The 23,833-nt window shown below is 48.7% G+C and carries 21 protein-coding genes and 1 tRNA gene; 11 read left to right on the top strand and 11 right to left on the bottom strand.

Annotated elements, in window-relative coordinates:
* Window positions 1-208 precede the first annotated feature (208 nt).
* The 3 genes from IS446_RS00860 (at window position 209) to mscL (ending at window position 2,484) form a co-directional block, all read left to right on the top strand.
* Window positions 209-862, top strand: a complete 654-nt coding sequence (locus IS446_RS00860; RefSeq protein WP_203057286.1) for a thymidine kinase — start codon at window positions 209-211, stop codon at window positions 860-862.
* A complete protein-coding gene (alr, locus tag IS446_RS00855) occupies window positions 855-1,964 on the top strand; it encodes an alanine racemase (protein WP_203057284.1) in 1,110 nt (369 codons plus the stop codon). The genes IS446_RS00860 and alr overlap by 8 nt, the downstream gene beginning before the upstream one ends.
* A gap of 100 nt (window positions 1,965-2,064) precedes the next feature.
* Window positions 2,065-2,484, top strand: coding sequence for a large-conductance mechanosensitive channel protein MscL (mscL, locus tag IS446_RS00850; protein WP_203057282.1), 420 nt, complete (start codon window positions 2,065-2,067; stop codon window positions 2,482-2,484).
* A gap of 76 nt (window positions 2,485-2,560) precedes the next feature.
* On the opposite strand, the gene IS446_RS00845 is transcribed toward mscL, so the two are convergent.
* On the bottom strand, window positions 2,561-3,151 hold the full coding sequence (locus IS446_RS00845) for a carboxymuconolactone decarboxylase family protein (RefSeq protein ID WP_203057280.1): 591 nt from the start codon (window positions 3,149-3,151) through the stop codon (window positions 2,561-2,563).
* Between the two features lie 134 nt (window positions 3,152-3,285).
* Between IS446_RS00845 and IS446_RS00840 the strand changes: the two genes are divergently transcribed.
* From IS446_RS00840 to IS446_RS00830, 3 genes are read left to right on the top strand one after another with little or no spacing between them, the layout of a single operon-like run.
* On the top strand, window positions 3,286-3,708 hold the full coding sequence (locus IS446_RS00840; RefSeq protein ID WP_203057272.1) for an OsmC family protein: 423 nt from the start codon (window positions 3,286-3,288) through the stop codon (window positions 3,706-3,708).
* A gap of 57 nt (window positions 3,709-3,765) precedes the next feature.
* On the top strand, window positions 3,766-5,460 hold the full coding sequence (gene recJ, locus IS446_RS00835) for a single-stranded-DNA-specific exonuclease RecJ (protein ID WP_203057270.1): 1,695 nt from the start codon (window positions 3,766-3,768) through the stop codon (window positions 5,458-5,460).
* 16 nt (window positions 5,461-5,476) lie between these two features.
* Complete coding sequence (locus IS446_RS00830; RefSeq protein WP_203057268.1) at window positions 5,477-7,612, top strand: glycoside hydrolase family 97 protein; 2,136 nt, start codon at window positions 5,477-5,479, stop codon at window positions 7,610-7,612.
* Window positions 7,613-7,708: 96 nt separating this feature from the next.
* Here the strand turns inward: IS446_RS00830 and IS446_RS00825 are convergent, their stop codons facing one another.
* Both IS446_RS00825 and IS446_RS00820 read right to left on the bottom strand, forming a co-directional pair.
* A complete protein-coding gene (locus tag IS446_RS00825) occupies window positions 7,709-8,485 on the bottom strand; it encodes a UDP-2,3-diacylglucosamine diphosphatase (RefSeq protein ID WP_203057265.1) in 777 nt (258 codons plus the stop codon).
* 45 nt (window positions 8,486-8,530) lie between these two features.
* Window positions 8,531-8,986 carry a 6-pyruvoyl trahydropterin synthase family protein gene (locus IS446_RS00820; RefSeq protein ID WP_203057263.1) on the bottom strand — a complete coding sequence of 152 codons (456 nt, stop codon included), beginning with the start codon at window positions 8,984-8,986 and terminating at the stop codon, window positions 8,531-8,533.
* Window positions 8,987-9,091: 105 nt separating this feature from the next.
* On the opposite strand from IS446_RS00820, the gene IS446_RS00815 reads away from it, so the two are divergent.
* Window positions 9,092-9,742: a 2OG-Fe(II) oxygenase gene (locus IS446_RS00815; protein ID WP_203057262.1), complete on the top strand. Its 651-nt coding sequence runs from the start codon at window positions 9,092-9,094 to the stop codon at window positions 9,740-9,742.
* 1 nt (window position 9,743) lies between these two features.
* Here IS446_RS00815 and IS446_RS00810 read toward each other — a convergent pair whose 3' ends face one another.
* From IS446_RS00810 to IS446_RS00800, 3 genes are read right to left on the bottom strand one after another with little or no spacing between them, the layout of a single operon-like run.
* Complete coding sequence (locus IS446_RS00810) at window positions 9,744-10,514, bottom strand: enoyl-CoA hydratase/isomerase family protein (protein WP_203057261.1); 771 nt, start codon at window positions 10,512-10,514, stop codon at window positions 9,744-9,746.
* A 31-nt stretch (window positions 10,515-10,545) separates the two neighbouring features.
* On the bottom strand, window positions 10,546-11,871 hold the full coding sequence (locus tag IS446_RS00805) for an MATE family efflux transporter (RefSeq protein WP_203057260.1): 1,326 nt from the start codon (window positions 11,869-11,871) through the stop codon (window positions 10,546-10,548).
* 12 nt (window positions 11,872-11,883) lie between these two features.
* On the bottom strand, window positions 11,884-12,393 hold the full coding sequence (locus IS446_RS00800; protein WP_317192148.1) for a GNAT family N-acetyltransferase: 510 nt from the start codon (window positions 12,391-12,393) through the stop codon (window positions 11,884-11,886).
* Window positions 12,394-12,446: 53 nt separating this feature from the next.
* On the opposite strand from IS446_RS00800, the gene IS446_RS00795 reads away from it, so the two are divergent.
* From IS446_RS00795 to IS446_RS00780, 4 genes are all read left to right on the top strand, one after another.
* On the top strand, window positions 12,447-13,241 hold the full coding sequence (locus IS446_RS00795; protein WP_203057259.1) for a universal stress protein: 795 nt from the start codon (window positions 12,447-12,449) through the stop codon (window positions 13,239-13,241).
* Window positions 13,242-13,263: 22 nt separating this feature from the next.
* Window positions 13,264-13,337 (top strand) — tRNA-Ala (locus tag IS446_RS00790).
* Window positions 13,338-13,987: 650 nt separating this feature from the next.
* On the top strand, window positions 13,988-15,475 hold the full coding sequence (locus IS446_RS00785) for a carboxypeptidase-like regulatory domain-containing protein (RefSeq protein ID WP_203057258.1): 1,488 nt from the start codon (window positions 13,988-13,990) through the stop codon (window positions 15,473-15,475).
* Between the two features lie 105 nt (window positions 15,476-15,580).
* On the top strand, window positions 15,581-16,297 hold the full coding sequence (locus tag IS446_RS00780; RefSeq protein ID WP_203057257.1) for an SDR family oxidoreductase: 717 nt from the start codon (window positions 15,581-15,583) through the stop codon (window positions 16,295-16,297).
* 39 nt (window positions 16,298-16,336) lie between these two features.
* Here IS446_RS00780 and IS446_RS00775 read toward each other — a convergent pair whose 3' ends face one another.
* From IS446_RS00775 to kbl, 5 genes are all read right to left on the bottom strand, one after another.
* On the bottom strand, window positions 16,337-17,332 hold the full coding sequence (locus IS446_RS00775; protein ID WP_203057256.1) for a succinylglutamate desuccinylase/aspartoacylase family protein: 996 nt from the start codon (window positions 17,330-17,332) through the stop codon (window positions 16,337-16,339).
* A gap of 143 nt (window positions 17,333-17,475) precedes the next feature.
* Window positions 17,476-18,312, bottom strand: coding sequence for an alpha/beta hydrolase family protein (locus IS446_RS00770; RefSeq protein WP_203057255.1), 837 nt, complete (start codon window positions 18,310-18,312; stop codon window positions 17,476-17,478).
* Entirely contained in the window at window positions 18,302-21,079 is a 2,778-nt protein-coding gene (locus tag IS446_RS00765) for a PD-(D/E)XK nuclease family protein (protein ID WP_203057254.1), read from the bottom strand. Before IS446_RS00765 ends, IS446_RS00770 begins: the two co-directional genes overlap by 11 nt.
* Before the next feature lie 92 nt (window positions 21,080-21,171).
* Window positions 21,172-22,527, bottom strand: a complete 1,356-nt coding sequence (locus tag IS446_RS00760; RefSeq protein ID WP_203057253.1) for an OmpA family protein — start codon at window positions 22,525-22,527, stop codon at window positions 21,172-21,174.
* A gap of 107 nt (window positions 22,528-22,634) precedes the next feature.
* Window positions 22,635-23,828, bottom strand: coding sequence for a glycine C-acetyltransferase (gene kbl, locus IS446_RS00755; protein WP_203057252.1), 1,194 nt, complete (start codon window positions 23,826-23,828; stop codon window positions 22,635-22,637).
* Window positions 23,829-23,833 lie beyond the last annotated feature (5 nt).

The following is a 23,833-nucleotide window of genomic DNA, read 5'->3' as shown; positions in this document are numbered from 1 at the left end:
TATGCAAAAAGGTAAAAAATATTTGCAAGAATTTGTTTTAAATACGCTTATGATCTTGTTAAAACTTTATCGTGCCTTTAAAGGCCCTGCTTTGCCGATCTCTTCCTGCTAAAAATGAAGGTCCCGGGATTCCCGCAAGAAATAATTCCTTAAGTTTGCGTCTTGAAGGAGAAGCTTTTTTCTCCGCTATTTTTTTAAGTCATACACCATGTTTCTCGAGAATACAGTCAACCATGAAGAACAGTTTGGATGGATCGAAGTGATCTGCGGTTCCATGTTCTCGGGTAAGACCGAGGAACTCATTCGCCGACTTAAAAGAGCTCAGTTCGCGCGTCAGCGCGTGGAGATCTTCAAGCCCGCTATCGACATTCGATACGATGAGGAAAAGGTGGTTTCTCACGACGAGAACGAGATCCGATCAACCCCGGTGCCTGCCGCTGCCAATATCAGGCTGCTGGCCGATGGTTGCGATGTGATCGGGATCGATGAGGCCCAGTTCTTTGACGACGAGATCGTATCGGTATGTAACGACCTGGCCAATAAAGGAGTTCGTGTGATCGTTGCCGGTCTTGATATGGACTTTAAAGGCAATCCTTTCGGGCCCATGCCTGCCCTGATGGCTACTGCCGAGTATGTTACCAAAGTACACGCCGTTTGTACACGTACCGGGAACCTGGCCAATTACAGCTTCAGGAAGTCGACCAACGACGACCTGGTGATGCTGGGTGAAACGGCCGAATATGAACCTCTGAGCAGGGCTGCTTTTTTTCGCGCCATGCAGCGTGAGAAGGCCAAATCCCTGGAGGTAAATGCCCCTCAGGAGGTCAACAAGCGAACAACAACTCCCCAAGATAATGAGTAAGGTTCGGGAAACTGTTCTCGAGATCGATCTCGGAGCTTTGGAAGCCAATTACCGCTACCTGAGGTCCAGAATTGCTGCAGACACCAAATTTCTGGCCGTGGTCAAAGCCTATGCCTATGGCAGTTCGTCCCAGCAGGTAGCCCTGAAGCTACAAGAGCTCGGCGCCGATTATTTCGCGGTGGCCTATACCAAAGAAGGTATGGCCCTCAGAGCGGCCGGGATCACCAAACCCATCCTGGTGCTGCATCCGCTACCCGTGCATTTTGAGGAGATCATCGATAACTGCCTGGAGCCGGCCTTGTACAATCATAAGGTACTTGGTGAGTTTGCCGAGGTAGCCACCCAAAAGAATACGAAAGATTACCCCGTACATATTAAGTTTAACACCGGACTCAACCGATTGGGATTTGACCAGGAAGGTGCTGAAGCCCTCGCCGAGGTCATTCTCGGGCAATCTGCCATTAAGGTGAGGTCGGTATTCTCTCATCTGGCAGCTTCAGAAGATCTCGCAGAGGAGGCATTTACCCTGCAGCAGATCGATACCTTTGAGCTTGCAGCCCGACAAATGACAAAGGCTCTTGGGTATACACCCATGCGCCATATGCTGAATACTTCGGGCATTCTTAACTACGCCAAAAGGGCGCAGTATGAGATGGTGCGCAGTGGCATCGGACTCTACGGCTTTGGGAATGAACTGCAATACGACCTGGACCTTCAGCCGGTGGTAAGCCTTAAAAGTGTGATCTCTCAGATTCACCACGTGCCGGAAGGGCAGTCGGTGGGGTATAACCGAAAGTACCAGGCTCATGCCCCGGTAAAGACCGCAACCATTCCCCTGGGGCACGCCGATGGGATCTCAAGGATCTACGGAAATAAAAAAGGATTTCTCACCATAAAAGGAAAGCGCGCCCCGATCATCGGGAACGTGTGCATGGATATGCTTATGGTCGATATTACCGGCATCGATTGTGAGGAAGGTGATGAGGTGCTGGTATTTGGCAAAGAAACTACTGCTGCCACCCTGGCCGCAGCTGCCGGTACCATAAGTTATGAGCTTATTACCGCGATCTCTCAACGCGTGAAGCGCGTGATCGTAGACTAAGTAGCTATCTTAAAAGGGGCTGATTTCTACAGGGTGTTCATTACTAGTGGTTTACATCAATAAATTTCTTACATTAGAGGTTGAACTAAAACAATACCTCATGGGATTTTTCGCTGATTTTAAGAAGTTTCTCCTCAAAGGAGATATCGTAAGCCTGGCCACTGCGGTGATCGTTGGTGGGGCTTTTGGTAAGATCGTAACCTCATTTACCAATGATGTGCTTATGCCGCCTATCGGGCTCCTGATCGGAGGGGTCGATTTTGCCGCTTTAAAATTTGTCCTTAAAGATGCCGTTGTCGATAACGGGGAGGTCGTAGCCGAAGCGGTAACCATTAACTACGGAAGCTTCCTGCAAACCATTATCGACTTCATTATCATTGGTTTCTGTATCTTTGCAGTGCTCAAAGCCTACGAAAAGACACAGAAGAAAAAAGAGGAGGCACCTGCAGCGCCAAAGGGGCCCACCCAGGAAGAGCTGCTTATGGAGATCAGAGACGAGCTGAAAAAACAGAATTCATGATATATCCCGCAAGACGGGACCGACCGCTACACGGTGCATGTTTAACTAAACCACTCCCAAAAGGAGTGGTTCTTTTTTATTGATGCTTCCCCACTTCCCAGCCACCTTCGGCCAGGTGTTTCTCTCCGCTTTCAATAGCGCCTTCTTCCAAAGTGGTACCCATGGAGTCGTTCCATCGGTTGAGGTATCCGAACAGGGAGATCACCCCCAGCATTTCTACGATCTCGCCTTCGTCCCAGTGTTCATGAAGGTGTTTTTTGATGGTCTCATTCACCTGGTTGGGGATCACCGATGCAGCTAATGCAAAATCAAGGGCCGCCCTTTCGGCCTCACTAAAAGAAGGGTGGGTTCGGTAGTCCCAGATATGTTCCAGTTGTTCGTTGCTCGCCCCGTAACGCTCGGCAGCGCGAATGGCGTGGGCCTGGCAATATCGGCAACCGGTGGCGTTACTGCTCACCCAGGCAATAAGACGTTTTAGGGCCGAAGTAACACGACCGTGATTGGCCATTACGGCCTTGTTGAGGTTAATGAATGAGCGTGCGATCTCGGGCCTGATCTGCATGGTGAGTACCGAATTCGGACAAAATCCGAGGGTTTCATTGAAAAATTCGGCGAGCTCTGCAGTTTGCTTATCATGATCGGCACTTAAAGGATGTACTAATGGCATGGTTGGATAATTTTTGGTGCCTTCAAAATACAACAATCGCCATTATCTTTGGTTTTCCCTTTCCATTAATCGATGAGCGGAAGGGTACTGAATATTTTTATTGGTAATTTTGAGATTCATAAATTAAGGATATCATGCAAACAGATCACGTTGTAACTACCTGGAAAAAAAATATGCTTTTTCACACGACCAATCCGGCGGGTGAACTTTATATCGAAACGTCTCCTGAACACGGAGGTGAAGGAACAGGATTGCGTCCTAAAGCCCTGATGCTGTCTTCCCTGACCGGTTGTTCGGCCCTGGATGTCGCTTCCCTGATGAAGAAAATGAAGCTGGACGTAGCCGACTTCAATATCGATATCAAAGCCGAGCTTACCGATGAGCATCCCAGGTATTACCATAAGGTATATATGGTGTTTAACTTTTACGGCAGTGCCCTGAATGAGGCAAAACTGCAAAAGGCGGTAGACCTTTCCATAGAAAAATACTGCGGGGTGATGGCCATGTTTAAAAAATTTGCCGATGTGGAGGTGGAAACGGTTTTTCACCATCAATAGACCGATAATAACACCTGCCTGATCACACAACGAACCTGAATCATAAATTAGTTTTCTATGCGCTGGACCCTGAAACAGGAACCTGAAGAACATTTGGTAATTCCGCTTGCTGAAGCCCTGGGGGTAGACCCTATTATTGCCGGGCTTTTAGTGCAGCGCGGGGTGACGACCTTTGAGGAGGCCAGGCGCTTTTTTCGACCTTCCCTGGATGAACTTCACGATCCGTGGCTTATGAAAGATATGAAGCCGGCAGTGGAGCGCATCGAAAAAGCTATAGCCAATGGGGAGAATATCCTGGTATATGGCGATTACGATGTTGACGGGACCACTGCAGTATCCCTGGTGTCGTCTTACCTGATGGAAGATTACGATCAGGTGGCGACCTATATCCCGGATCGTTATGCCGAAGGATACGGGGTGTCTTACCAGGGGATCGATTTTGCTGCCGATAACGATATGACCCTGATCATTGCGCTGGACTGTGGGATCAAGGCTATCGAAAAGGTGGCTTATGCCAAAGAAAAGGGGATCGATTTTGTGATCTGCGATCACCACCGCCCCGGCGATACGGTGCCCGATGCAGTGGCCGTACTCGATGCCAAACAAGAGGATTGCGCCTATCCGTATAAAGAACTGTGCGGATGCGGCGTCGGATTTAAACTTATTCAGGCCCTGGGGTCGCGAAAGGGGCAAGGACTTACGCACTTTAAGCCCTATCTCGACCTGGTGGCCGTAGCCATCGGTGCCGATATTGTTCCCGTTACCGGGGAGAACCGCATTCTCGCCTTTCACGGCATGAAAGTGCTCAACAGCGCTCCACGACCGGGACTGCGTGCCCTGGCGGCGCGTAAGAAAGGAAAGCTCACCCTTACCGATGCAGTTTTTACCATTGCTCCCCGTATCAATGCGGCCGGACGCATGAAGCACGGCCAGCATGCGGTGAACCTGCTTACTTCTGACGATATTAATATCGCCGCCCAGCTGGCTGAAGATATTGAAGCCTACAACAGCGATCGCCGTCAGCTGGACGAGGAGATCACCGAATGTGCCCTTGAGCAGATCCGTCTCAATAGAGAAGAAGAGCGCTTTACCACCGTAGTATACGATGAGGTATGGCATAAGGGAGTTATTGGGATCGTAGCATCACGACTTACCGAGACCTACTACAGGCCTACCCTGGTGTTTACCAAAAGCGGGGAGAAGCTCGCGGCCTCTGCCCGTTCGGTGAAGGGGTTCGATGTCTATAATGCCCTGGAAGCCTGTAAGGATCATATTGAGCAGTTCGGAGGCCATAAATACGCAGCGGGACTCACCCTGCTGGAGGAGCAGTATGAAGATTTTAAGCGTAAGTTCGAAGCGGTGGTGGCTCAGACCATCGATCCGCAAATGCTTACCCCGGAGATCGCCGTCGATGCCCGTATTGCCCTTAAAGATATTACCCCTAAACTCTACCGCATACTCAAGCAATTCGCGCCCTTTGGTCCCGGTAACCTGTCGCCGGTGTTTATGGCTGAAGGACTTAAAGATGCCGGCTCCCGTGCAGTGGGCGAAAAGAACAAACACCTTAAATTCAGCGTTTCCCAAAACGGAGGGAAGCGGATCGACGGGATCGGATTCTCCCTGGGGCATAAACTTGACGACATTAAAACAGCAAAAGAATTTGACGCCGTCTTTGCTATCGATGAGAATGAATGGCAGGGCAATGTGTCCCTGCAACTCAAAGTAAAGGACGTCAGATCGAAAACAGAATAACCAAAAACCAGAACATATGAAACGTATCTTATTTGTAGCCATTGCCTTGATCGCCGGAGTGCTGGCAGGGTCATGTGCTACGGAGGAAACGACACCACAGCAGGCTGTGGTGAATTCACCTTCGGGAGAAAATACCCTGAATTTTTTCTTGTTACCCGATGGGCAACCCGCCTATACCGCAGTACATAGCGGAACAGTCGTGATCGATACTTCGGGCTTCGGATTTGAATTTGTCGATATGCCGCCCCTGAAAACGGGGATGGAGATCATGTCTGTGAATGAAAGCACCTTCGATGAGACCTGGCCTATGCCTTGGGGTGAACAACTGGAAGTGCGCAACCATTACAATGAGCTGGAAGTCGTGCTTAAAGAAAAGGAGGCTCCGACAAGAACCCTGGTGTTGCGATTCAGGATGTATGACGACGGACTCGGATTTCGGTATGAGTTTCCGGAGCAGGAAGGTATGAAAGAAGCCCTTATTGCCGATGAGCTTACCGAATTTCAGCTTACCGGTGACCATACCACCTGGTGGATCCCCGGAGATTGGGATATCTATGAACACCTGTACAATACCAGTAAGGTCTCTGAGATCAATGCATTGGAAAAACAAAACCACCCCAACCTTGCGGCTACCTATATTCCGGAGAATTCGGTGAATACCCCGGTGACCATGAGGGCCGAAGGGGATGTAAAATACTACCTTAGTTTTCATGAGGCCGCTCTCGTAGATTACGCCGGAATGACCCTGAGGGTAGATACTACCTCGCTTAAGCTGACCAGCGGACTCGTTGGTAGTGATAACACCGATCATAAAGTGAAACGCACATTGCCATTTACGACACCATGGCGCACCATTCAGATCGCCGATGAGGCTAAGGAGCTTATCGCTTCAAAACTCATTCTGAATCTTAACGAGCCTAATGCCATTGGTGATGTGTCCTGGTTCAAGCCTATGAAATACACCGGTATCTGGTGGGAGATGCATCTGGGGAAATCGTCATGGGATTTTGCCAATACCCAAAAGGGCGGGGAAACCCTAACCCTCGAAGATGCCAAAGGTACCCATGGGGCAACCACAAAAAACACCAAGGCGTTCATTGATTTTTCTGCTAAGAACAATATTGGAGGTGTATTGGTGGAAGGTTGGAATACAGGTTGGGAGCATTGGATCGGCTTTGAAGATCGTGAAGGGGTGTTTGATTTCGTGACGCCCTATCCCGATTACGACCTAAAAGAGGTGGTGCGCTACGGAAAGGAAAAAGGTGTGGAGATCATCATGCACCACGAAACCTCTGCGGCACCCCGTACCTACGACCAGCAAATGGATACCGCCTATGCCCTGATGAAATCGCTGGGGATCCATTCGGTAAAATCGGGTTATGTTGGCCGATTGATCCCGAAAGGGGAATACCACCACGGACAATGGATGGTGAACCATTATAACAATGCTGTGATCAAGGCGGCCGAATACGAGGTAGCGGTGAATGCTCATGAGCCTATTAAAGCCACCGGGTTGCGCAGAACATATCCGAATATGATCGCCAGGGAAGGGCTTCGCGGACAAGAATTTAATGCCTGGGCTTCAGACGGAGGGAATCCGCCGGAACACCTGCCACTGGTGGCCTTTACCCGTATGCTTTCAGGGCCTATTGACTATACCCCGGGAATCTTTAATATTAAACTGAAACCCTGGAAGGAGAACAACCAGGTGAATACGACCCTCGCACACCAGCTGGCGCTATACGTAGTGATCTATAGTCCGATACAAATGGCAGCCGATCTGCCGGAATATTATGAAGGGAAACCCGCCATGCAGTTTATTCGCGATGTTGGGGTAGACTGGCAGCGTACCGAAGTGCTCAACGGGGAACCCGGAGATTTTGTGACCATCGCCCGCCAGGAAAGAGAAACCGGAAATTGGTTCGTGGGGAGTATCACCGATGAGGAGAGCAGGGCTATGAATATTACCCTCGACTTCCTGGAACCCGGTGCTACCTATGAGGCAACGATCTATGCCGATGCCCGCGATGCGCATTGGGATATGAATCCGGAAGCTTACGAGATACGAATAGAGGAGGTGAACAGTGAAACCATGCTGTCGCTTAAACTCGCACCCGGAGGCGGAGCTGCGATAAGCATCATAAAGAAATAAGCGCGATCTGAAAAATGCGCGCTGTCAAGTGTGGCAGACTTCAATGCAAGGCAATGTATACCGGTTGAAACCGGCAGTAAAGAAGAAAGAGGCTTTTTAAGCCTCTTTTTCTTTTTCGGGGGTGTATTTTTTTAATTCTAACTGTTGGCCATCGAATTCGCCGTAGGTGTAATACCCTATCCAGTCGCCCAGGTTGATGTATTGGGATCCCGATCCCAGGTCGATCTCCATAGGCAGGTGGCGGTGGCCAAAGACAAAATAATCTCGGTGTTCCTGTTCGAGCTTGCGCTTGCAATACTGTACCAGCCATTCGTTGTCTTCTCCCAGAAAATGCACGTCGTCATCTCCGGAAATAAGCTTGTTCTTTACCGACAGGTATTGCGCAAGGCGTACCCCCAGATCGGGGTGTAGCCATCGGAATAGCCATTTGGAAAACGGATTGGTAAATACCTTTTTCATGCGCTTATAGCCCTTGTCCCCGGGGCCTAATCCGTCACCATGACCAATAAAGAACTTCTTGCCGTTGAATTCGAATTCCTGCGGTTCGTGGTATACCGGAATGTTCAGTTCTTCTTCAAAATAGCCATCCATCCAAAGGTCGTGGTTGCCCACAAAGAAATATACCGGAATGCCCGCATCGGTGATCTCAGCGAGTTTTCCCAGGGTACGTGTAAATCCCTTGGGGACTACCGTTTTGTATTCGAACCAGAAATCGAAAAGATCACCTAAAAGGAAAATAGCAGCAGCATCGTCTTTGACCTGATCCAGCCAGGTCACGAATTTGCGTTCACGCCCGGCACTTTCGGCCGTGGTCGGAGCTCCCAGGTGATTGTCGGAGGCAAAATATACCTTCTTTCCGTGAGGTACTTCCATAGGTTAGATTGAAGTATAAATATAGAAAATTAATAGCGGTGCGCCCTATGCTTGCTGGTCGGCAGCATGCCATTCGGCAAAAGAGCTTTCTGTTTCCTGGAGCTTCAGGGAGAACAGCGCGATATTTTCAGGGAGGCGTACTTTGATCTTTTGGGCGAAGTCCATGATCATTTCCTCGCTCGTAGGCTGGTAATCGACGAGGATGATATTGTGACCGCGTTCTTCCAGTTCCCTGGCGAGCTCGATATGAGGCGTGTTGCGGTTAAAGACCGTAGCGTGGTCAAAAACGTCGACGATCTCTTCTTTTACGATCTTTTTCAAGTCGCCAAAATCGATCACCATCCCGTACTTTACATGGCTCTTGTCCTGAATGGGCTCCCCAATCACGGTAACCGAAAGCTTATAACTATGCCCGTGTACATTACGGCATTTTCCGTCGTAGCCATAAAGGGCATGACCGGTTTCGAAATTGAACATCTTGGTGATACGGATCTTCGACATGGTTTGTGATAATTTTTGGCAAAGATACGCTATTTCACCGGTTTGTATTTTTTTCGCCTGCACGTGAGTTTTTGAACTATCTTGGGGCCACTTATTCTCAGCGAGATGTTATCCGGTAAGGTGTTGGAACAGAGTGGGTTTCGGGAGGAGCCGCTGTTCGAGAGGATCATCGAAGACCTTAGTGTTCAACGATACAGTATTTCAGATCATTTTTTTAACGACCAGGCGGTAACCTTACTACGGGATTCCTTGCTTGAAAAATACGAAGACGATAAGTTTCGTAAGTCGGCTATTGGCGACCATTTCAACGAACAGGTGATCAAATCGGTAAGGGGCGATTTTATTCACTGGATACCGGAAGGCCAGGCCGGGCCTGCAGAGCAAATCTTTTTTGACCGCATAGGGGAGTTGATCACCTATCTGAACCGCACCTGTTTTATGGGGATCCTGGAACGGGAATTTCACTATGCCGTTTACCCTAAGGGTACTTTTTATCTGCGTCACCTCGATACCTTTCGCAATGATGACCGAAGGAAGCTTTCGATCGTTTGTTACCTGAACGACGACTCCTGGGATCCTGCTAACGGAGGGGAATTAACCCTGTACTTACCGGGAGAAGATGGGGAGGTCGCAATGGATATTTATCCGCTTCCGGGTCGGGTGGTTATCTTTGAAAGCCAGGTTCTCGAACATGAGGTGAAACCTGTAAAGGCCGGTGAACGCTATAGTATTACCGGGTGGTTAAAAACACGATAGGCTATTTATTGCGTAACTTCTCCAGGGCGTTTTTGGTAAAATCGGAGAGGACGAGCCTTCCGGATACTGCGGCGCGGTCATATACCAAAGGATCCCAATTGGGAGTGCCTTCCCATAGAGCTTTTTTCATTTCTACCAGGGCTTCCGGATTACAGGAGGCTAGTTTTTCGGTAAAAAGTTCCATTTCCTTATCCAGTTCGGCAATATTGGGCAGTACCTTGGCGAAGAGTCCTTTCTCCTGTGCCCAGTAGGCGGTTTTCCATTCGGTGGGTGCCAGGCTCATCTCGGCAAGGGCGCCAACCCCCGCTTTGCGTTCAATTGCCGGGGCGATCACAAAGGGACCTATCCCAATGCTTAGTTCCGACAGCTTTACGCTGGCCGCTTCAGTAGCGAGCGCGTAATCGCAGGCCGCAATGATCCCTACGCCACCACCGACGGTTTTTCCCTGAACGCGCCCTACAATGGGTTTTTTACAACGGCGCATGGCTAAAAGCACATTGGCGAATCCGCTAAAAAAGGCTTTGCCGCTTTCAGCATCGGTTACTGCGAGCAGCTCATCAAAAGAAGCCCCGGCACAAAAGGCCTTTTCCCCTTCACTCTTTAAGATCACTATCCTGGCCTCAGGGTTTTCAGAACATTCGTCGAGGGCTTTGCAAAGTCTTTCCAGGAGTACTCCCGGAAAGGAATTGCTCGCCGGATGGCCAAATTCTATGGTGGCGACCCCGTTTTGTACATGGGTGTATAGGCTTCCGTCTGCTCTGTCTGTGGTCATAACTCGGTAGTTTTATTCAAATGTACGTATTCTATCCCTTCCCCTGAAGGTACTTTTGGCGGAACCTGATGACCAGGGCAGAAGACCGGATGAGCATCCAGATAAAGAAGGCGATCCAGATCGCGTGGAGTTTTAATCCGCCCGCATCGCCAAGTAATAGTGCCGGGGTGAAGCCAAGGAAGGTGGCGGCCAGCAGTACATTACGCAGGTATGCCGCTTCGCCCAGTCCCTTGAAGATACCGTCGAACATGAAGGCGATGGCATTTACGGGTTGCATGATCAAAACGATCCAGAATACGGTGCCGAAAAGGGCCAGTACTTCCGGATCTTTATTGAAAATCCATCCTATACGGTCGTAGAAAAGGGCACAAACGCCCATCAGGATGAGGGCTACGATTATGGCGTATTTGCTAATATCCTTGCTGAGATTCCATAGACGGGTATAGTCTCTGGCTCCCAGTAGCTTTCCTGAAATGGCATTTCCGGCACTGGCGTAACCGTCGATAAAAAAGGAGAAGAACAGCCAGATGTTCATCAGGATACTCTGGGCGGCGATATAGTTCTTTCCGTAGTCGGTAGCATAAGCATTGGCGAGGTAGATCGCAAAATTCAGGGCGGCAGTACGCACGAAAAGGTTGGCGCTCATGAGGAGGAGTTCTCTCATTCGCGGATTGATATTCGTGCTTATTTTAAGGCCGAAAGGGGTTTTCTTAAAGTAGAACCAGAAAGCCATGAGCAACATGACCAATTGGGCGATCACACTGGCCCAGCCGGCCCCTTCCAGGTGAAAGGGAGGGATCACATCGCCCCAGCCGTACACCAAAAGGTAGTCGAGCACCACGTTAATGGCCGCGCCGGTAAGGCTGCATTTCATAGCCCAGACGGTATTTTGCATGCCCCGGAAGACCCCGAAAATAGCAAAGGTTACCAGGGTGAGCGGGTAGCCTAAGGCGCGAATCCTATAATAAGACGCCGTGTAGTTCAGGATGAGTCCGTCGGCGTTGTAGAGCTTGAAAATAGCTTCGGCCGCAAAGGCCGTGGTGAAATAGATCACCAGGCTAAAGACAAAGTTAAAGGCCAGGGCCTGGGGCACCAGGGTCTTTACGGCAGTAAGCCTGTTGGCGCCGAGGTGACGGGATACTATAGCAGAAATAGCCGTCTTGGTCTGGGCCACGATCCAGATGATGGCCGACAGAAAGGAGCCTACGATCCCGGCAGCAGCGAGGGCTTCCACCGGATTTTCGTCTACATTTCCGATCACGGCAATATCGGTAAGGGAGATCAGGGGTTCAGCGATCCCGGCGACGATGGCCGGAATGGCCAGGCGATTGATCTCTTTAAAGCTTACCCTTGACATAGACAGTTGGAATTAGGGCTGCAAAGGTAGTTCATAGCAGTAAAACGGGAACTTGCTCTGACGGGGGAAAAACACCTCTCCCAGTCGTTGGTATCCGCGGGCTTCATAGAACCGCTGATTGCGTTCGTTCTTGCTGAAGGTGTCCAGGCGGATGGAGGTGAGCTTGCGCTCCCGGGCCATATTTTCGGCAAAATCCATCAGCTTTTGGGCGTAGCCCTTGCCCTGGTGATTCGGATGAACGGCAAGGCGATGAATAAAAAAGTGCTCCCCGTCCGGGGTGAGCCAGGATACTTCTTTGTAAAAATCGTCGTAATGCGTAGAGATCGCGATGCATCCGTTAAGGGAGCGTCCCTGTTGCAATACGTAGAGTTCTTCCCTGGCGAGGTCTTGCTCGAAGGCCTCTTTAGATGGGTAATATCCGTTCCATTGATAGATACCCTGTAGGCGCATTTTCTGAGCGCATGCGCGGGTGATCTTCAGTATTTCGGGAATGTCATTAGAAACTGCCAGCCTGATCTTCACGTTTAATTAGTCTTTTTCTGTATTTTTAAGGTTTAAATCTGAAGCCGGAAGTTATGAAAAATATCCTTGTACCTATTGGAATCAACCCGAATGCCGTGAATACCCTGCAGTATGCTATCGACCTTGCCGATGTCTTTGGCAGCGATATCTACCTGATGCAGGCGTATACACTTATTTCGCGGGCAGGCTCTTTTGGGAATGTCGAGGGTAAGGTAGCTCAAAGTAGTATGTCGTCTCTGAAAGACCTTATCAAAAAGGTTGATACGAAAGGGGTGCAGGTACGGGTGGCGACCTATAAGGGGACTGTTGAAGAAGGGGTGAATGCGATCGATAAGGAATACGGTATCGATCTGATCGTTCTCGAACCTAAGAGTACCGATATCAGGGAAGAGGTTTTCCTGGGTAATACCTCAGGGCGTATCGTTAAAAAATCGCATATCCCTGCGCTCATCGTTCCGGAAGGCAATACGTTTAGTCCGTATGAGAGCGGACTCGTAGCTTTTAAGTCGGGGATCGTAGAAGATAACTCACTTTTAGATACCCTGGCCTTGTTCAAGGAGAAATTCAAGACCAAGCTGTCCCTGTTGTTCGTAAAGACGCCGATGTTCACAGAGCCTGATGGGGTGATCGACCCTGCTCTTGATGCGTTGGGTGATGATGTGCAGCGCACGGTGAACTCGACCACCTTTGAGGGGGTGCTGGAACATTTCCAGAAAAATAACCCTGATCTGCTTGTGGTATTCAGAAGGAAACGCGGATTCTTTAAGAAGCTTTGGGAAAAAGATATTATTTTGAAGCAGGAATTCAGATGTTCGATTCCTTTATTGGTTTTAAGTCAAAAAAAATAATTATATTCGCTGCCGAAATCATGGGGATGTAGCTCAGTTGGCTAGAGCGCTTGACTGGCAGTCAAGAGGTCGTCGGTTCGAATCCGATCTTCTCCACACATAAGTAAAGCGCGCCACGGCGTAGCCGGTGCGAAAAAACAAAAAGAAAGTCCTTCAAGTTTACTTGAAAGGACTTTTTTGTTTTTGAGCCCTCTTGCGCGGAGCGCAAAGGGGGCGTGCTGTATTTTCAGGTTGGGGTTGCATCGGAAGGCTTGCGTAGCAAGCAATCCGTAGGCGACCTTTTTTGTTTCTGAGTTGTTGTGTTGAAGGAGTCGGTGCTGTATTTTCAGGTTGGGGTTGCATCGGAAGGCTTGCGTAGCAAGCAATCCGTAGGCGACCTTTTTTGCTTTTTGAGCCCTGTTGCGCGAAACGCAAAGAGCGCGCAAAAAAAAAACCGCAGGTGTCCGGCCTGCGGTTTATGTCCTCCATGGGTAAGATGAAAGGACGATCAACATGTAACTATTCCCCTTTAACAAGGAAAAAACCACTTGAGTTTCGTGGTCGGTGGTGAACAAGTCCACAGCTTGACTAAGTTCACTCATTGCTTATTTTGGACGCTATCATGATTATTCATGAGTGCCTCTTATTATTATAACAACTCACTCTTTCTTGTTTACCCCTTCGAATCCTGAAATTTTCACAAATACTTAACCCGGACATTGGTATAAGTAGGAGTATATTTACACAAATCAATCAAAATCACGACTTTGAACAAGTTATCCTTCACCTTTATATTTTTTATTTTTTCCTGTTTTTATGCTTTCGGACAAACTGTTTCGGGCAAGGTGGTCGACGAACAGCAGCAACCAATACCCTATGCTACCGTTCAGTTGGGCGATCATACCGGGGTAGTGACCAATACCGAAGGGGAGTTCACCCTCACCCTTCCGGAAGGCATAACCGATCCTGTGACCATCTCCTATTTGGGGTATGCCACCCTGGAGATCCCTTTGACGGATCTTACTAAGCAAGTGTATGTGCTTAAGGAAGAGGTGACCGAACTCGATGAGGTTTTGGTGACCAACAAGCAATTAGGTGCGCAGGAGATCGTCGAAAAGATGATGGCTGCAGCTCCCGACCTGCATGTGCTCAATGATCGTTCTCAGACGTTCTTTATGCGTAATCGCGACGACCAGAAGTTGTTAGACTTTACCTTTGAGATCGATAAGGCCAGTAAAACCTCAAGGTCTGATCTGAAAACGATCAACAAAGAGATCGAAACCCTTTCAAAGAATATTACCGGGAGTAAATTCAGGTTCTTTACCGAGTATTACGGGGAGCGCCTGGTCATGGGCGATTCGGCGAAGTTGAATGTAGAGAAGGCCGTGATCCTGAAGGATAAGGATCGGGATATCTCTGCTGAGGAGATCACGAAGAAACTGGTAAATACCGTTCGACCCTACCTGGACAAAGGGGCCAGTTATAAGGTGAAGACCGGGATCATAAAAATTGAAGACTCGCTGACTACCGATGAATTCTTTGAAGAAGATATTGATTCAGTAAAGGGCAAGACCAAGTTCGTGAAGAACAGTCTGCAGTGGAGGTTGCGTTCGCATAATGCCTTTTACAACGAAGAGAACCTGGATTTCTTACAGAAGTTAAAGCGGTACACATATTCCCTCGAAGGTTATGCCAACATAGCGGGAGAGTCGGTCTATGTTATTGCTTTCGAACCCGATCGTAGCAGTGCCTCTTTCCGTGGTAAGATGTACATCAATGTTTTTGACTACGGGATGATGCGCCTGGAATACGAGATGCTGGAAGGAGAGAAGTTACAGGGTGTTAATCTCAAATTGTTGTTGGGATTGAAATTTCGCGAAGACCGCATCAGGGTTACCTCCGAGTACCGAAAGAACGCAGAAGGAAAGTACTACCTGAAATTCGGAAGGAAGACCTCGGGTACCTATGCCTACATTAGCAGGCCAATGAAGTTTATCAAGAACAAGGAAGATCGCTCTGAAAGCCGGCAGGTGTTTAAACTGGATTTTACCTTTGAGATCGACAATCTTTCGACCTCAGAGATCTATATTGCAGAAAGCAATGCGATAACTGCTGAAGCCTTTGCAGCGTTCGAAGAACCGGAAAATTTTATTCCCCTGGAGATCGAACGCTACGACCCTGCCATCTGGGAGGGGTATAATATCATTGCGCCCATACAGGAGATCCGGGAATATGGGAAGGAAGTGAAGCGATGAAGAAATACATCAGGGTATTTCCGGTTACGCTCTGTTAACCAATAACTACTCCTTGTTTTTTGTACTTCCTTTTTGCAGCCTTATCTTTAAGGAAAAAGCATATTTATGGATGTAAAGAATAAAGTGGCCTATATCACAGGCGGAACCAAAGGAATAGGATATGGAATTGCCAAAACCCTCCTCGACGCGGGAATGCGGGTGGCCATAAGTGGTCGTGACCAGAGCGATGCCGAAAAAGCAGCGGCAGCTTTATGCACCGATCCCGATCGTATTATTGGAGTGGGATCTGATGTGCGCGACCTGGCGTCTGAACAAAAGGCGGTGGAAGCGATCACAAAGAAGTTCGGACAGATCGATCTGGTGCTGGCCAATGCGGGATTGGGGCATTTTGCTCCCGTCGATGAGCTGGATCCCGAACACTGGAAGTCCATGATCGACACCAACCTCACCGGAGCCTTCTTTACGCTCAAGGCTACCGTAGCGGCATTAAAGGCTTCAAAGGGATATTATATGACCCTGGCGAGTCTCGCCGGAACCAATTTCTTTGCCAATGGTGCCGGGTACAACGCATCTAAGTTCGGAGTGGTAGGATTTACCCAGGCGGCTATGCTGGACCTTAGAAAATACGATATCAAAGTAACCACCATCATGCCCGGATCGGTGGCGTCTCATTTCAATGACCATACGCCGGATGCCGAGGCCGATGCCTGGAAGATACAGCCTGAAGATCTGGGTGAGCTTGTGCTGGACCTCTTAAAGATGCATCCCCGAACCCTGCCAAGCAAGGTGGAGGTGCGACCTTCAAGGCCTGATAAGAAGTGATCTCATATCGAAAGGAATACAATAGTTCAGGGTGGTCTGTTATGTAATATGGCAGGGCACCCTTTCTATTTTATGGGCCAGGTTGAGGATGGCCGACCCTGTTTGTGCTATAGGATTCACGTTTTTTGCGATCACGATCCCACTGTTGGGGGCAAAGAATTCCATATTGAGTTCCCCGAAAATATTGCGTACCTCTGCGATCTTTTCGCCTTCTTCAACACTACTCAGGATTTCGGGAAACACGGTGAGGATCCCTCCTGCATTGGAGCGCATCCATCGCGATTTCTCTACCAGCCAGGTATCTTCAAAGGGATTGGATCGCGGATTCGGTACCATGTCCAGGTAGTTCATCACATTCCATATGGCTACTGCCGATTCGTTGACTACCTCAGGTTGAAAGATAAATGGGTCTTTAAGCTCCAGGGTAAGGGATTTAATACCCAGGGAAGAGGCGTATCCCCTCAGGGTCTTTTCATCGGGCGTACTGTGAAGAATGGCTTCCGGATTTTGCAGCAGGGCCAGGTTCTTGGTTTCCTTATCGGATAGGTCGGCCCTGATATGCCAGCAATTCTGTTTTCCGTATCCCGTGGTATGCAGGTCCAGAAAGTAATCGAAGTGTTTGATAACCCTGTCGATAAGACGGTGAATGTATACGCTGCTGGCAATACCGTTCTCTGAACCCGGTGCCTGTCGGTTCAGGTCAAAATCGTCATTAAACCGGCGTTGCCCCAAAAGTACTCCTGGCACATTGGCTACCAGGATGCCGATAACGGTCCCTTTTAATACAATATCACTACTGTCGAGCCGGTCAAAGACGCGCTGGATCACATTGATCCCGTTGAGCTCGTTCCCGTGGAGTGCGGCATTTAGTCCGAGTACGGGCCCCTCTTTTTGTCCGCGTGCCACCAGGATAGGCACCCTGATCGGTTCTCCCAAGCCGTTGTTGATAATGTGTAGCCAGAATTTTGAGATCTCACCCTTCGGGAATTTTGCCAGGTCAAAATGCTTATCGGAAGATATTTTCGTGTATTTCATAACGATACTGCTTTAATCCACACGAAGCTATACAAAAATGTGTTCGCTCACTGCAAAAAATAGCTGTAAGTAATGAAAAATCAATTGTTTATGCGTTAACAAGATCGATCTTGCCTGTTTGCTACGTTCTCCGGCCTGTTCTCTCAGGACAAAAAGTTCAGGGTAGCCTGTACCACTCTCTCCATATGTGGAGGCAGGTTTTGTTGTGCCCATGGATGTCCGCCCCCGAATACATGATCTGCTCCTTCTATGATCTCCAGTTGAGCCTTGGGATTCCAGGATTTCAATGCCTGTGCTTCTTTCTGGTCTACGGTAGGATCCTGGGTGCCGTGAACAATAAGGTGGGGAATCTCTAATGCCTGTGCAGCCCTTTTAATCGTAAAGCGGTCCTCATTAGCGATAAAGTCTTCGTAGAACTGGTAATAATGGGGGAGTTGTTGTTTGGTACGGGTATTCTCGATATGGATCACGCCTTTTGCTTTCCAGTATTCCCGTGTTTTGGCATCGGCGAACCGGGCCTTGAAATCACTTACCCCGGCCCAGCTGGTAACGGAGTTGATCCGGGGTTCTTCGGCGCTTTTCAGGGTAACGATACCGCCACCACGGGAGTGGCCAATCAGGTGTATTTGATCAAAATTTACAACCCCTTTCTTACTGCCGTCATTTGTGCTCCAGTCGATCACCGTTTGGAGGTCGTCCATTTCTTTGGTGAAATTATTGAGGGCGAAAGCTTCCAGGTCGGGAAAGTCTACAGGCTGTTCGATGGTACCACCATTGTGCGAAAAATTAAACTTCAGGAACTGGAACCCCTTATCGGCAAATTTTCGGGCCACATGATCCCAAAAGCCCCAGTCTTTAAAACCTTTATATCCGTGGCTAAAGATCACGAGGTGGCCATTAGGATTTTTCGGTTGGTGAAGGTCCATAAGGATAGGGCGCTCATGGCGGCCGTCAATAATATGCGGAGTCTTAGTGATCATAGGTCTTTATTTCTTTTTCTACAAAGGGTTGAGCAGGGTCACAGATCGTGCGAATAAGTTCGAAGAGTTTCTCTTCAAAGGTTTCCAGCACCTCGGGAGTGATCTCCGGGTCAGCGCTTCTCGCTCCGGGCTTTTCTGTTTGGGCAAAAGGCATGAATCCGTTCCTGATGGTCTTCAAAGATACGATACCTGCCTGTACCCTGGCGTTGGCGGGGATCTTGTGACGCATCATATACACATAGCAGAGCACTTGGAAGGCCTTGCTGTATTTGTAATCTTCCAGCATCAGATCCCAGTCGTAAACCTTGAGTTCAGATGGTTGTACGGCTCCGGTCTTGTAATCGACTACGGTCCATACCCCATCGACTTCCTCTATGCGGTCTACCATTCCTTTGATACGTACCTTAAAGTCGAGGCCGGGAATTTGAAGGTCGCAGGGCGCTTTCTCTTCGAGGGCGATAATACGCACCGAGGTGCCTTTATCCAGTCGTTTTTGTTCGTGGTCGAGGTATTTCTCCACGTATTTCTCGGCAATATGGTAGCTAATGAGGTTTTGTCCGCGCACGGTTGCCGGATCTGAATAATACTCACTGAACTTTTCGGTGACCACTTCCTTCATTCTTTTTCTGATCGCTTTCAGGTCGTCTGAGGTCAGGTATTTCCCGATGAAGGGAATATACAGGGCTTCGAGGCTGTCGTGAACAATGGTTCCCATGGTATTTGCCGCCACGGTCTCTTCTACCAGGTCGAGTTCCCTGATGCCCAGCACGCGCTGCTTATAGAAGTCTATAGGATTCCTGATGAAATTGGTGAGCGATGAAGGGGAAAAGCCTTCTGCGGCCACTTGCCTGAGGCGTTCGTTGAGTGATGGCGATTTGGAAATGCTGGCCGGAAGGATCTGCGGACTGTCGATCTGCGGACTGGCAAGTACTTCTTTGATTTGATGTCCTGGCAGCCGTTCCAGCAGGAGTTGTTGTACGAAGCGGCTCTTTTCTCCTCCGTCCAGGGAGTCTGTAGCGGTATTGTAAATGATATAAACGTTCTTCGCGCGTTGCAGCAGGCGGTAGAAGTGATAGGTGTACACTGCATCTTTTTCTTTATAAGTAGGCAGGCCGTATTGCAGTTTGAGGTCAAAAGGAATAAAGGAATTATGCTGCTTTCCTCCGGGTAGCACCCCTTCGTTGACCGAACTTATGATCACGGTCTCGAAATCGAGGTTTCGGCTTTCGAGCATTCCCATGACCTGTAGGCCGGATAGCGGTTCTCCTTTGAAATCAACGGTCTCTTTTACCAAAAGGTCGCGGTATACCTGGAGCAGGGCCTTTATATTATTTAGTGACCGGTAGGTGCCTTGTATATGTTGCAGCTGATTAAATAACTGGTAAAAACGGTAGAGGTATTGCAGGAATACCGGATTTCTGTGCTCTTGTGTGGCGTAATGATCGCGAAGCTGAAGTAATAGCGATACGCAGTATTCAATGAGCGCTCCTGTATGGTGGAGGTTCTTTGGGAAAAGTTTTTTGAGGGTTTCTCGTTCGTGTTCCTCCTGCATTAACGCATAGAGTTGTTCGGCTTCCAGGTAGATCAGGTTTTGTGATCCCATAGTCTTGAGCAGCGTGTCGATTCCTTGGGGGGAAAACAGGCCACGGCAGGCAGGATGCGATAAGATACGGTCTATATCGCGGTAGTACCATTTGTTGCTGCCACTGCGGGACCAGCTGTGGATCAGGGTCTCGAAGAAGCTGGCGAAAGGGGTGTATTGCAGGGGGAATCCGCTGGTGATATTGATGTGTTCCACACCTTCGGGGATAGCGTTGAGCAAGGCAGGAAGGAGCGCTTCTTGTCCGAGTACAACGGCCGTTCTTTCGAGCAGACCGGGCTGTTCTTTGAGCTTGTCGATGAGGTTTCCCATGTATTTGGCCTGCTGAATATTTCCGGGAACACCGATAAGCTCGATGTTCTTGGGGGCACTATAATGATCACCGATATATTTAAATCCGTTCTTTTGGATGTGCGGCCATTCCTCTTTGATGCGTCTTAAGAACAGGGAGGCATCGTGATCGGGATCATCCATAAAGTGGCGGTCTGTATCCCAATAGACCTCTCCCGGGGAGTTGGCCAGAATTTCCTGAATAATGGTGCTTTCGGCGCTGTTAAGGGCGTTAAAGCCTAAAAAATAATGAGGCCTGTCGGGATGGGCCTGGAGGTAATATTCAACCTGTTCACTGGCTTCGCGATAGATCATGCCCTGGTATCCCAGGTTTTTGGCGCTGAGGTTTTCGCGAAAGGTGTGATAGAGTTGTTTGAGTTGCCTCCAAAAATCGAGATAGTTCTTCTGGATCTCGGTTTGCGGTTCTGTTTGGGTCCAGTGGTCCAGCTCCTTAATGCTGAACAGGTGGTCAAAGATGCGGTCGGGATCTATGAGGTAACGATCGATCTCGTTAAAATCCTGAATGGCGGTTTGGGCCCAGGAGGTAAACTCATTAAGGGGTTCTCTTTTTTCTTCGGGGGTGCATTGCTCGTAGGTTTTGTAGAACTCGAAAAGGAGGTGGAGTCCTGAGGCCTGTTCCAGACTGGAGATCTCCTGCACAAAATCTTCGATGCTGTAGATCTCTGGCATGAAGGTGGTCCTGGTGATCACAGTCCGCAATTCTTTCCTTAAAAACGCGCCTGCACGTTTACTAGGGAGTACCAATACCAGTTTGTGCATTTCGTTGGCATGGCGGGAATAGAGTTCTGTGATGATGGCAGACAGGAAACTTTTCATAGCCGGTTCTTGAGAATATGATGAGGCATAAAAATAAAAAAAACGCCCCGGAATGCCGGAGCGTTTTTTAGTATTTAAGGGAATGTTATTCCTTATTCTTTGATCAGGTTGATCTCTACCCTTCTGTTCTGACGTCTACCATCTCTGGTTCTGTTAGAAGCGATCGGGTTGCTCTCACCGTATCCTTCAGAAGTAAGTCTGTCTGAAGCGATACCTGCATTTTCGAGGTAAGCCTCTACTGCAGCAGCTCTTTCCTTAGATAGTCTCAGGTTTAGAGATTCACTACCTGTAGAGTCAGTGTGACCTTCGATCATGAACTTAGAAGCCGGATATTGGTTCAGGATTCCGATGATGTCTGCAAGAACTTGCTCAGACTCAGATTTGATCGACGACTTACCGGTATCGAACAAGATAGTCTTAGCATAGCTGTTAAGCGCAGCCTGAACTTCTTCAGTTACCTCAGGACAACCTTGGTTGGCAACAGTACCGGCTACCTCAGGACAAAGGTCATCTTTATCCGGCACTCCGTCACCGTCTGCATCTGGCCATGGACATCCGTTGTTCTCAGCAGGACCTGCCTCGTTGGGACACTCATCTTTGTTATCCGGCACTCCGTCACCGTCGGTATCAGGACATCCGTTGAATTCTGCCAATCCGGCAACCTCAGGACATTCGTCTACGTTATCGGCGATTCCGTCACCGTCTGTATCAGGACAACCATTCATGTCAAGTGAACCTGCTTCGTTAGGACAAGCATCTTTAGAGTCTTCGATTCCGTCCCCGTCGCTGTCAGGACATCCGTTGAATTGTGGCAATCCGGCAACTTCAGGGCAAGCATCATCTTTGTCGTAGATTCCGTCACCGTCGGTGTCGGTTCCACCAAATTTGATGTTTAATCCAAGCAGGTGCTGGAAGTGCTCAACTCCATAGTCTTCGAAAACGTGCTTATAGGTAGACTGTAAGTTCATACCAATGTTTTCGGTGAACCAGAAATTAAGTCCAAGACCTCCGTTAAGAGTACCTGCTCCGATATCGTCGATCCAGGTATATCCACCACCGATCTCAAGGTAAGGCTGAATAAAGGCTTCCTTAACCAGATTGTACTTGATCGTACCATCGATAGCGTAGTGAGAAAGATCGTCAGTTTCAACATCACCAAGTTTATCGATTCTGTTGAGGGATCCGCGAACTCCTACAGAGAATCCATCTCCTACATAACGGGACACAGAAATTGTAGAAATTGAAGGAAGTATGTTCCAGTGATCCTCAACGTTGAAATACTCATCAAACCATCCACCAGCATAAGGCTTGTCAGAATTGGTAGGGTAAACGTCAATCGCGTTTATACCAAAACTCACCTGCCACGGGTTGTTGTGGTCTTGAGCATGTACGCTACTTAATCCTGCGATCAGGAGAAAAGCAACTAAGATTTTGCCAAGATTTTTCATGTTCAATTATTTAATTTTAAGTGTTAATTCTCTAACAAATGTAAGTCGTTACAACTACTTAACAAAGCGAATATATAATTTTTTGGAATATTCCTAATAAATATCGGTTAAATTACACCTAACTCCTTACCTACTGTTACAAAGGCAGTTATAGCCTTGTCGAGGTGCTCTTTGGTGTGTGCGGCCGATAATTGAACCCGGATCCTGGCCTTCTCCTTAGGCACGACCGGGTAGAAAAATCCTATAACATAAATTCCTTTTTCGAGCAATTTATCTGCCATTTCTTGTGAGAGTTTGGCGTCATAAAGCATAACAGGTACTATGGCCGAATCCCCGTCTATAATATCGAAGCCGGCTTCTTTCATCCCTTTTTTAAAGTAGTTGGTGTTGGCTTCGAGTCGGTCTCTCAATTCGGTATCGGTGGCGAGCATGTCGAACACCTTGATAGAGGCTCCTACAATGTTCGGCGCAAGGGAATTGGAGAAGAGATACGGACGCGAACGTTGGCGCAGGATCTCGATGATCTCTTTCTTCCCGGTGGTATAACCACCCATGGCTCCTCCGAGCGCTTTACCGAGGGTACCCGTGATAATGTCGATGCGTCCCATCACATTTTTCTCTTCGAGGGTTCCCCTTCCTGTTTCTCCAATGAAACCAGCAGCGTGACATTCGTCGATCATGACCATTGCGTCGTACTTGTCGGCCAGGTCACAGATCTTGTCTAGTGGGGCTACGAGTCCGTCCATAGAGAACACTCCGTCGGTGACGATCACCTTAAAGCGGGCCCCGTTGGCATTGGCTTCCTTGAGCTTTTCCTCGAGGTCGGCCATGTCGTTGTTTTGATAGCGGTATCTGGCAGCCTTACACAGTCGTACCCCGTCGATAATAGAGGCGTGATTAAGGGAGTCTGAGATAATGGCGTCTTCCGGACCTAACAGGGGCTCGAATACTCCTCCGTTGGCGTCAAAGGCCGCGGCGTAAAGAATGGTGTCTTCGGTGCCGTAGAACGAAGCGATCTTTTCTTCGAGTTCCTTATGTATATCCTGTGTTCCGCAGATAAAGCGAACAGACGACATTCCGAATCCGTGAGAGTCAAGGGTGTCTTTGGCCGCTTGCACTACTTCGGGATGGTTGGATAGCCCCAGGTAGTTGTTGGCGCAAAAATTGATCACTGTTTCACCGGTAGAAATGGTGATCTCTGCTCCTTGTGCAGAGGTAATAATGCGTTCTTTTTTATAGAGTCCTGCCTCTTCAATGGATTTGAGCTCCTGTTGCAGGTGCTCCTTGATCTTACCGTACATATTAT

The sequence above is a fragment of the Robertkochia sediminum genome (assembly GCF_016786255.1).
GTDB classification, from domain to species: domain Bacteria; phylum Bacteroidota; class Bacteroidia; order Flavobacteriales; family Flavobacteriaceae; genus Robertkochia; species Robertkochia sediminum.
The sequence above is the reverse complement of the archived record's forward strand: the minus strand, read 5'-3'. Positions and strand labels throughout refer to the sequence as shown.

Coding starts and splice junctions, on each gene's coding strand:
- IS446_RS00860 (WP_203057286.1), top strand. CDS start 209: ATGTTTCTCGAGAATACAGTCAACCATGAAGAACAGTTTGGATGGATC.
- alr (WP_203057284.1), top strand. CDS start 855: ATGAGTAAGGTTCGGGAAACTGTTCTCGAGATCGATCTCGGAGCTTTG.
- mscL (WP_203057282.1), top strand. CDS start 2,065: ATGGGATTTTTCGCTGATTTTAAGAAGTTTCTCCTCAAAGGAGATATC.
- IS446_RS00845 (WP_203057280.1), bottom strand. CDS start 3,151: ATGCCATTAGTACATCCTTTAAGTGCCGATCATGATAAGCAAACTGCA.
- IS446_RS00840 (WP_203057272.1), top strand. CDS start 3,286: ATGCAAACAGATCACGTTGTAACTACCTGGAAAAAAAATATGCTTTTT.
- recJ (WP_203057270.1), top strand. CDS start 3,766: ATGCGCTGGACCCTGAAACAGGAACCTGAAGAACATTTGGTAATTCCG.
- IS446_RS00830 (WP_203057268.1), top strand. CDS start 5,477: ATGAAACGTATCTTATTTGTAGCCATTGCCTTGATCGCCGGAGTGCTG.
- IS446_RS00825 (WP_203057265.1), bottom strand. CDS start 8,485: ATGGAAGTACCTCACGGAAAGAAGGTATATTTTGCCTCCGACAATCAC.
- IS446_RS00820 (WP_203057263.1), bottom strand. CDS start 8,986: ATGTCGAAGATCCGTATCACCAAGATGTTCAATTTCGAAACCGGTCAT.
- IS446_RS00815 (WP_203057262.1), top strand. CDS start 9,092: ATGTTATCCGGTAAGGTGTTGGAACAGAGTGGGTTTCGGGAGGAGCCG.
- IS446_RS00810 (WP_203057261.1), bottom strand. CDS start 10,514: ATGACCACAGACAGAGCAGACGGAAGCCTATACACCCATGTACAAAAC.
- IS446_RS00805 (WP_203057260.1), bottom strand. CDS start 11,871: ATGTCAAGGGTAAGCTTTAAAGAGATCAATCGCCTGGCCATTCCGGCC.
- IS446_RS00795 (WP_203057259.1), top strand. CDS start 12,447: ATGAAAAATATCCTTGTACCTATTGGAATCAACCCGAATGCCGTGAAT.
- IS446_RS00780 (WP_203057257.1), top strand. CDS start 15,581: ATGGATGTAAAGAATAAAGTGGCCTATATCACAGGCGGAACCAAAGGA.
- IS446_RS00775 (WP_203057256.1), bottom strand. CDS start 17,332: ATGAAATACACGAAAATATCTTCCGATAAGCATTTTGACCTGGCAAAA.
- IS446_RS00770 (WP_203057255.1), bottom strand. CDS start 18,312: ATGATCACTAAGACTCCGCATATTATTGACGGCCGCCATGAGCGCCCT.
- IS446_RS00765 (WP_203057254.1), bottom strand. CDS start 21,079: ATGAAAAGTTTCCTGTCTGCCATCATCACAGAACTCTATTCCCGCCAT.
- IS446_RS00760 (WP_203057253.1), bottom strand. CDS start 22,527: ATGAAAAATCTTGGCAAAATCTTAGTTGCTTTTCTCCTGATCGCAGGA.
- kbl (WP_203057252.1), bottom strand. CDS start 23,828: ATGTACGGTAAGATCAAGGAGCACCTGCAACAGGAGCTCAAATCCATT.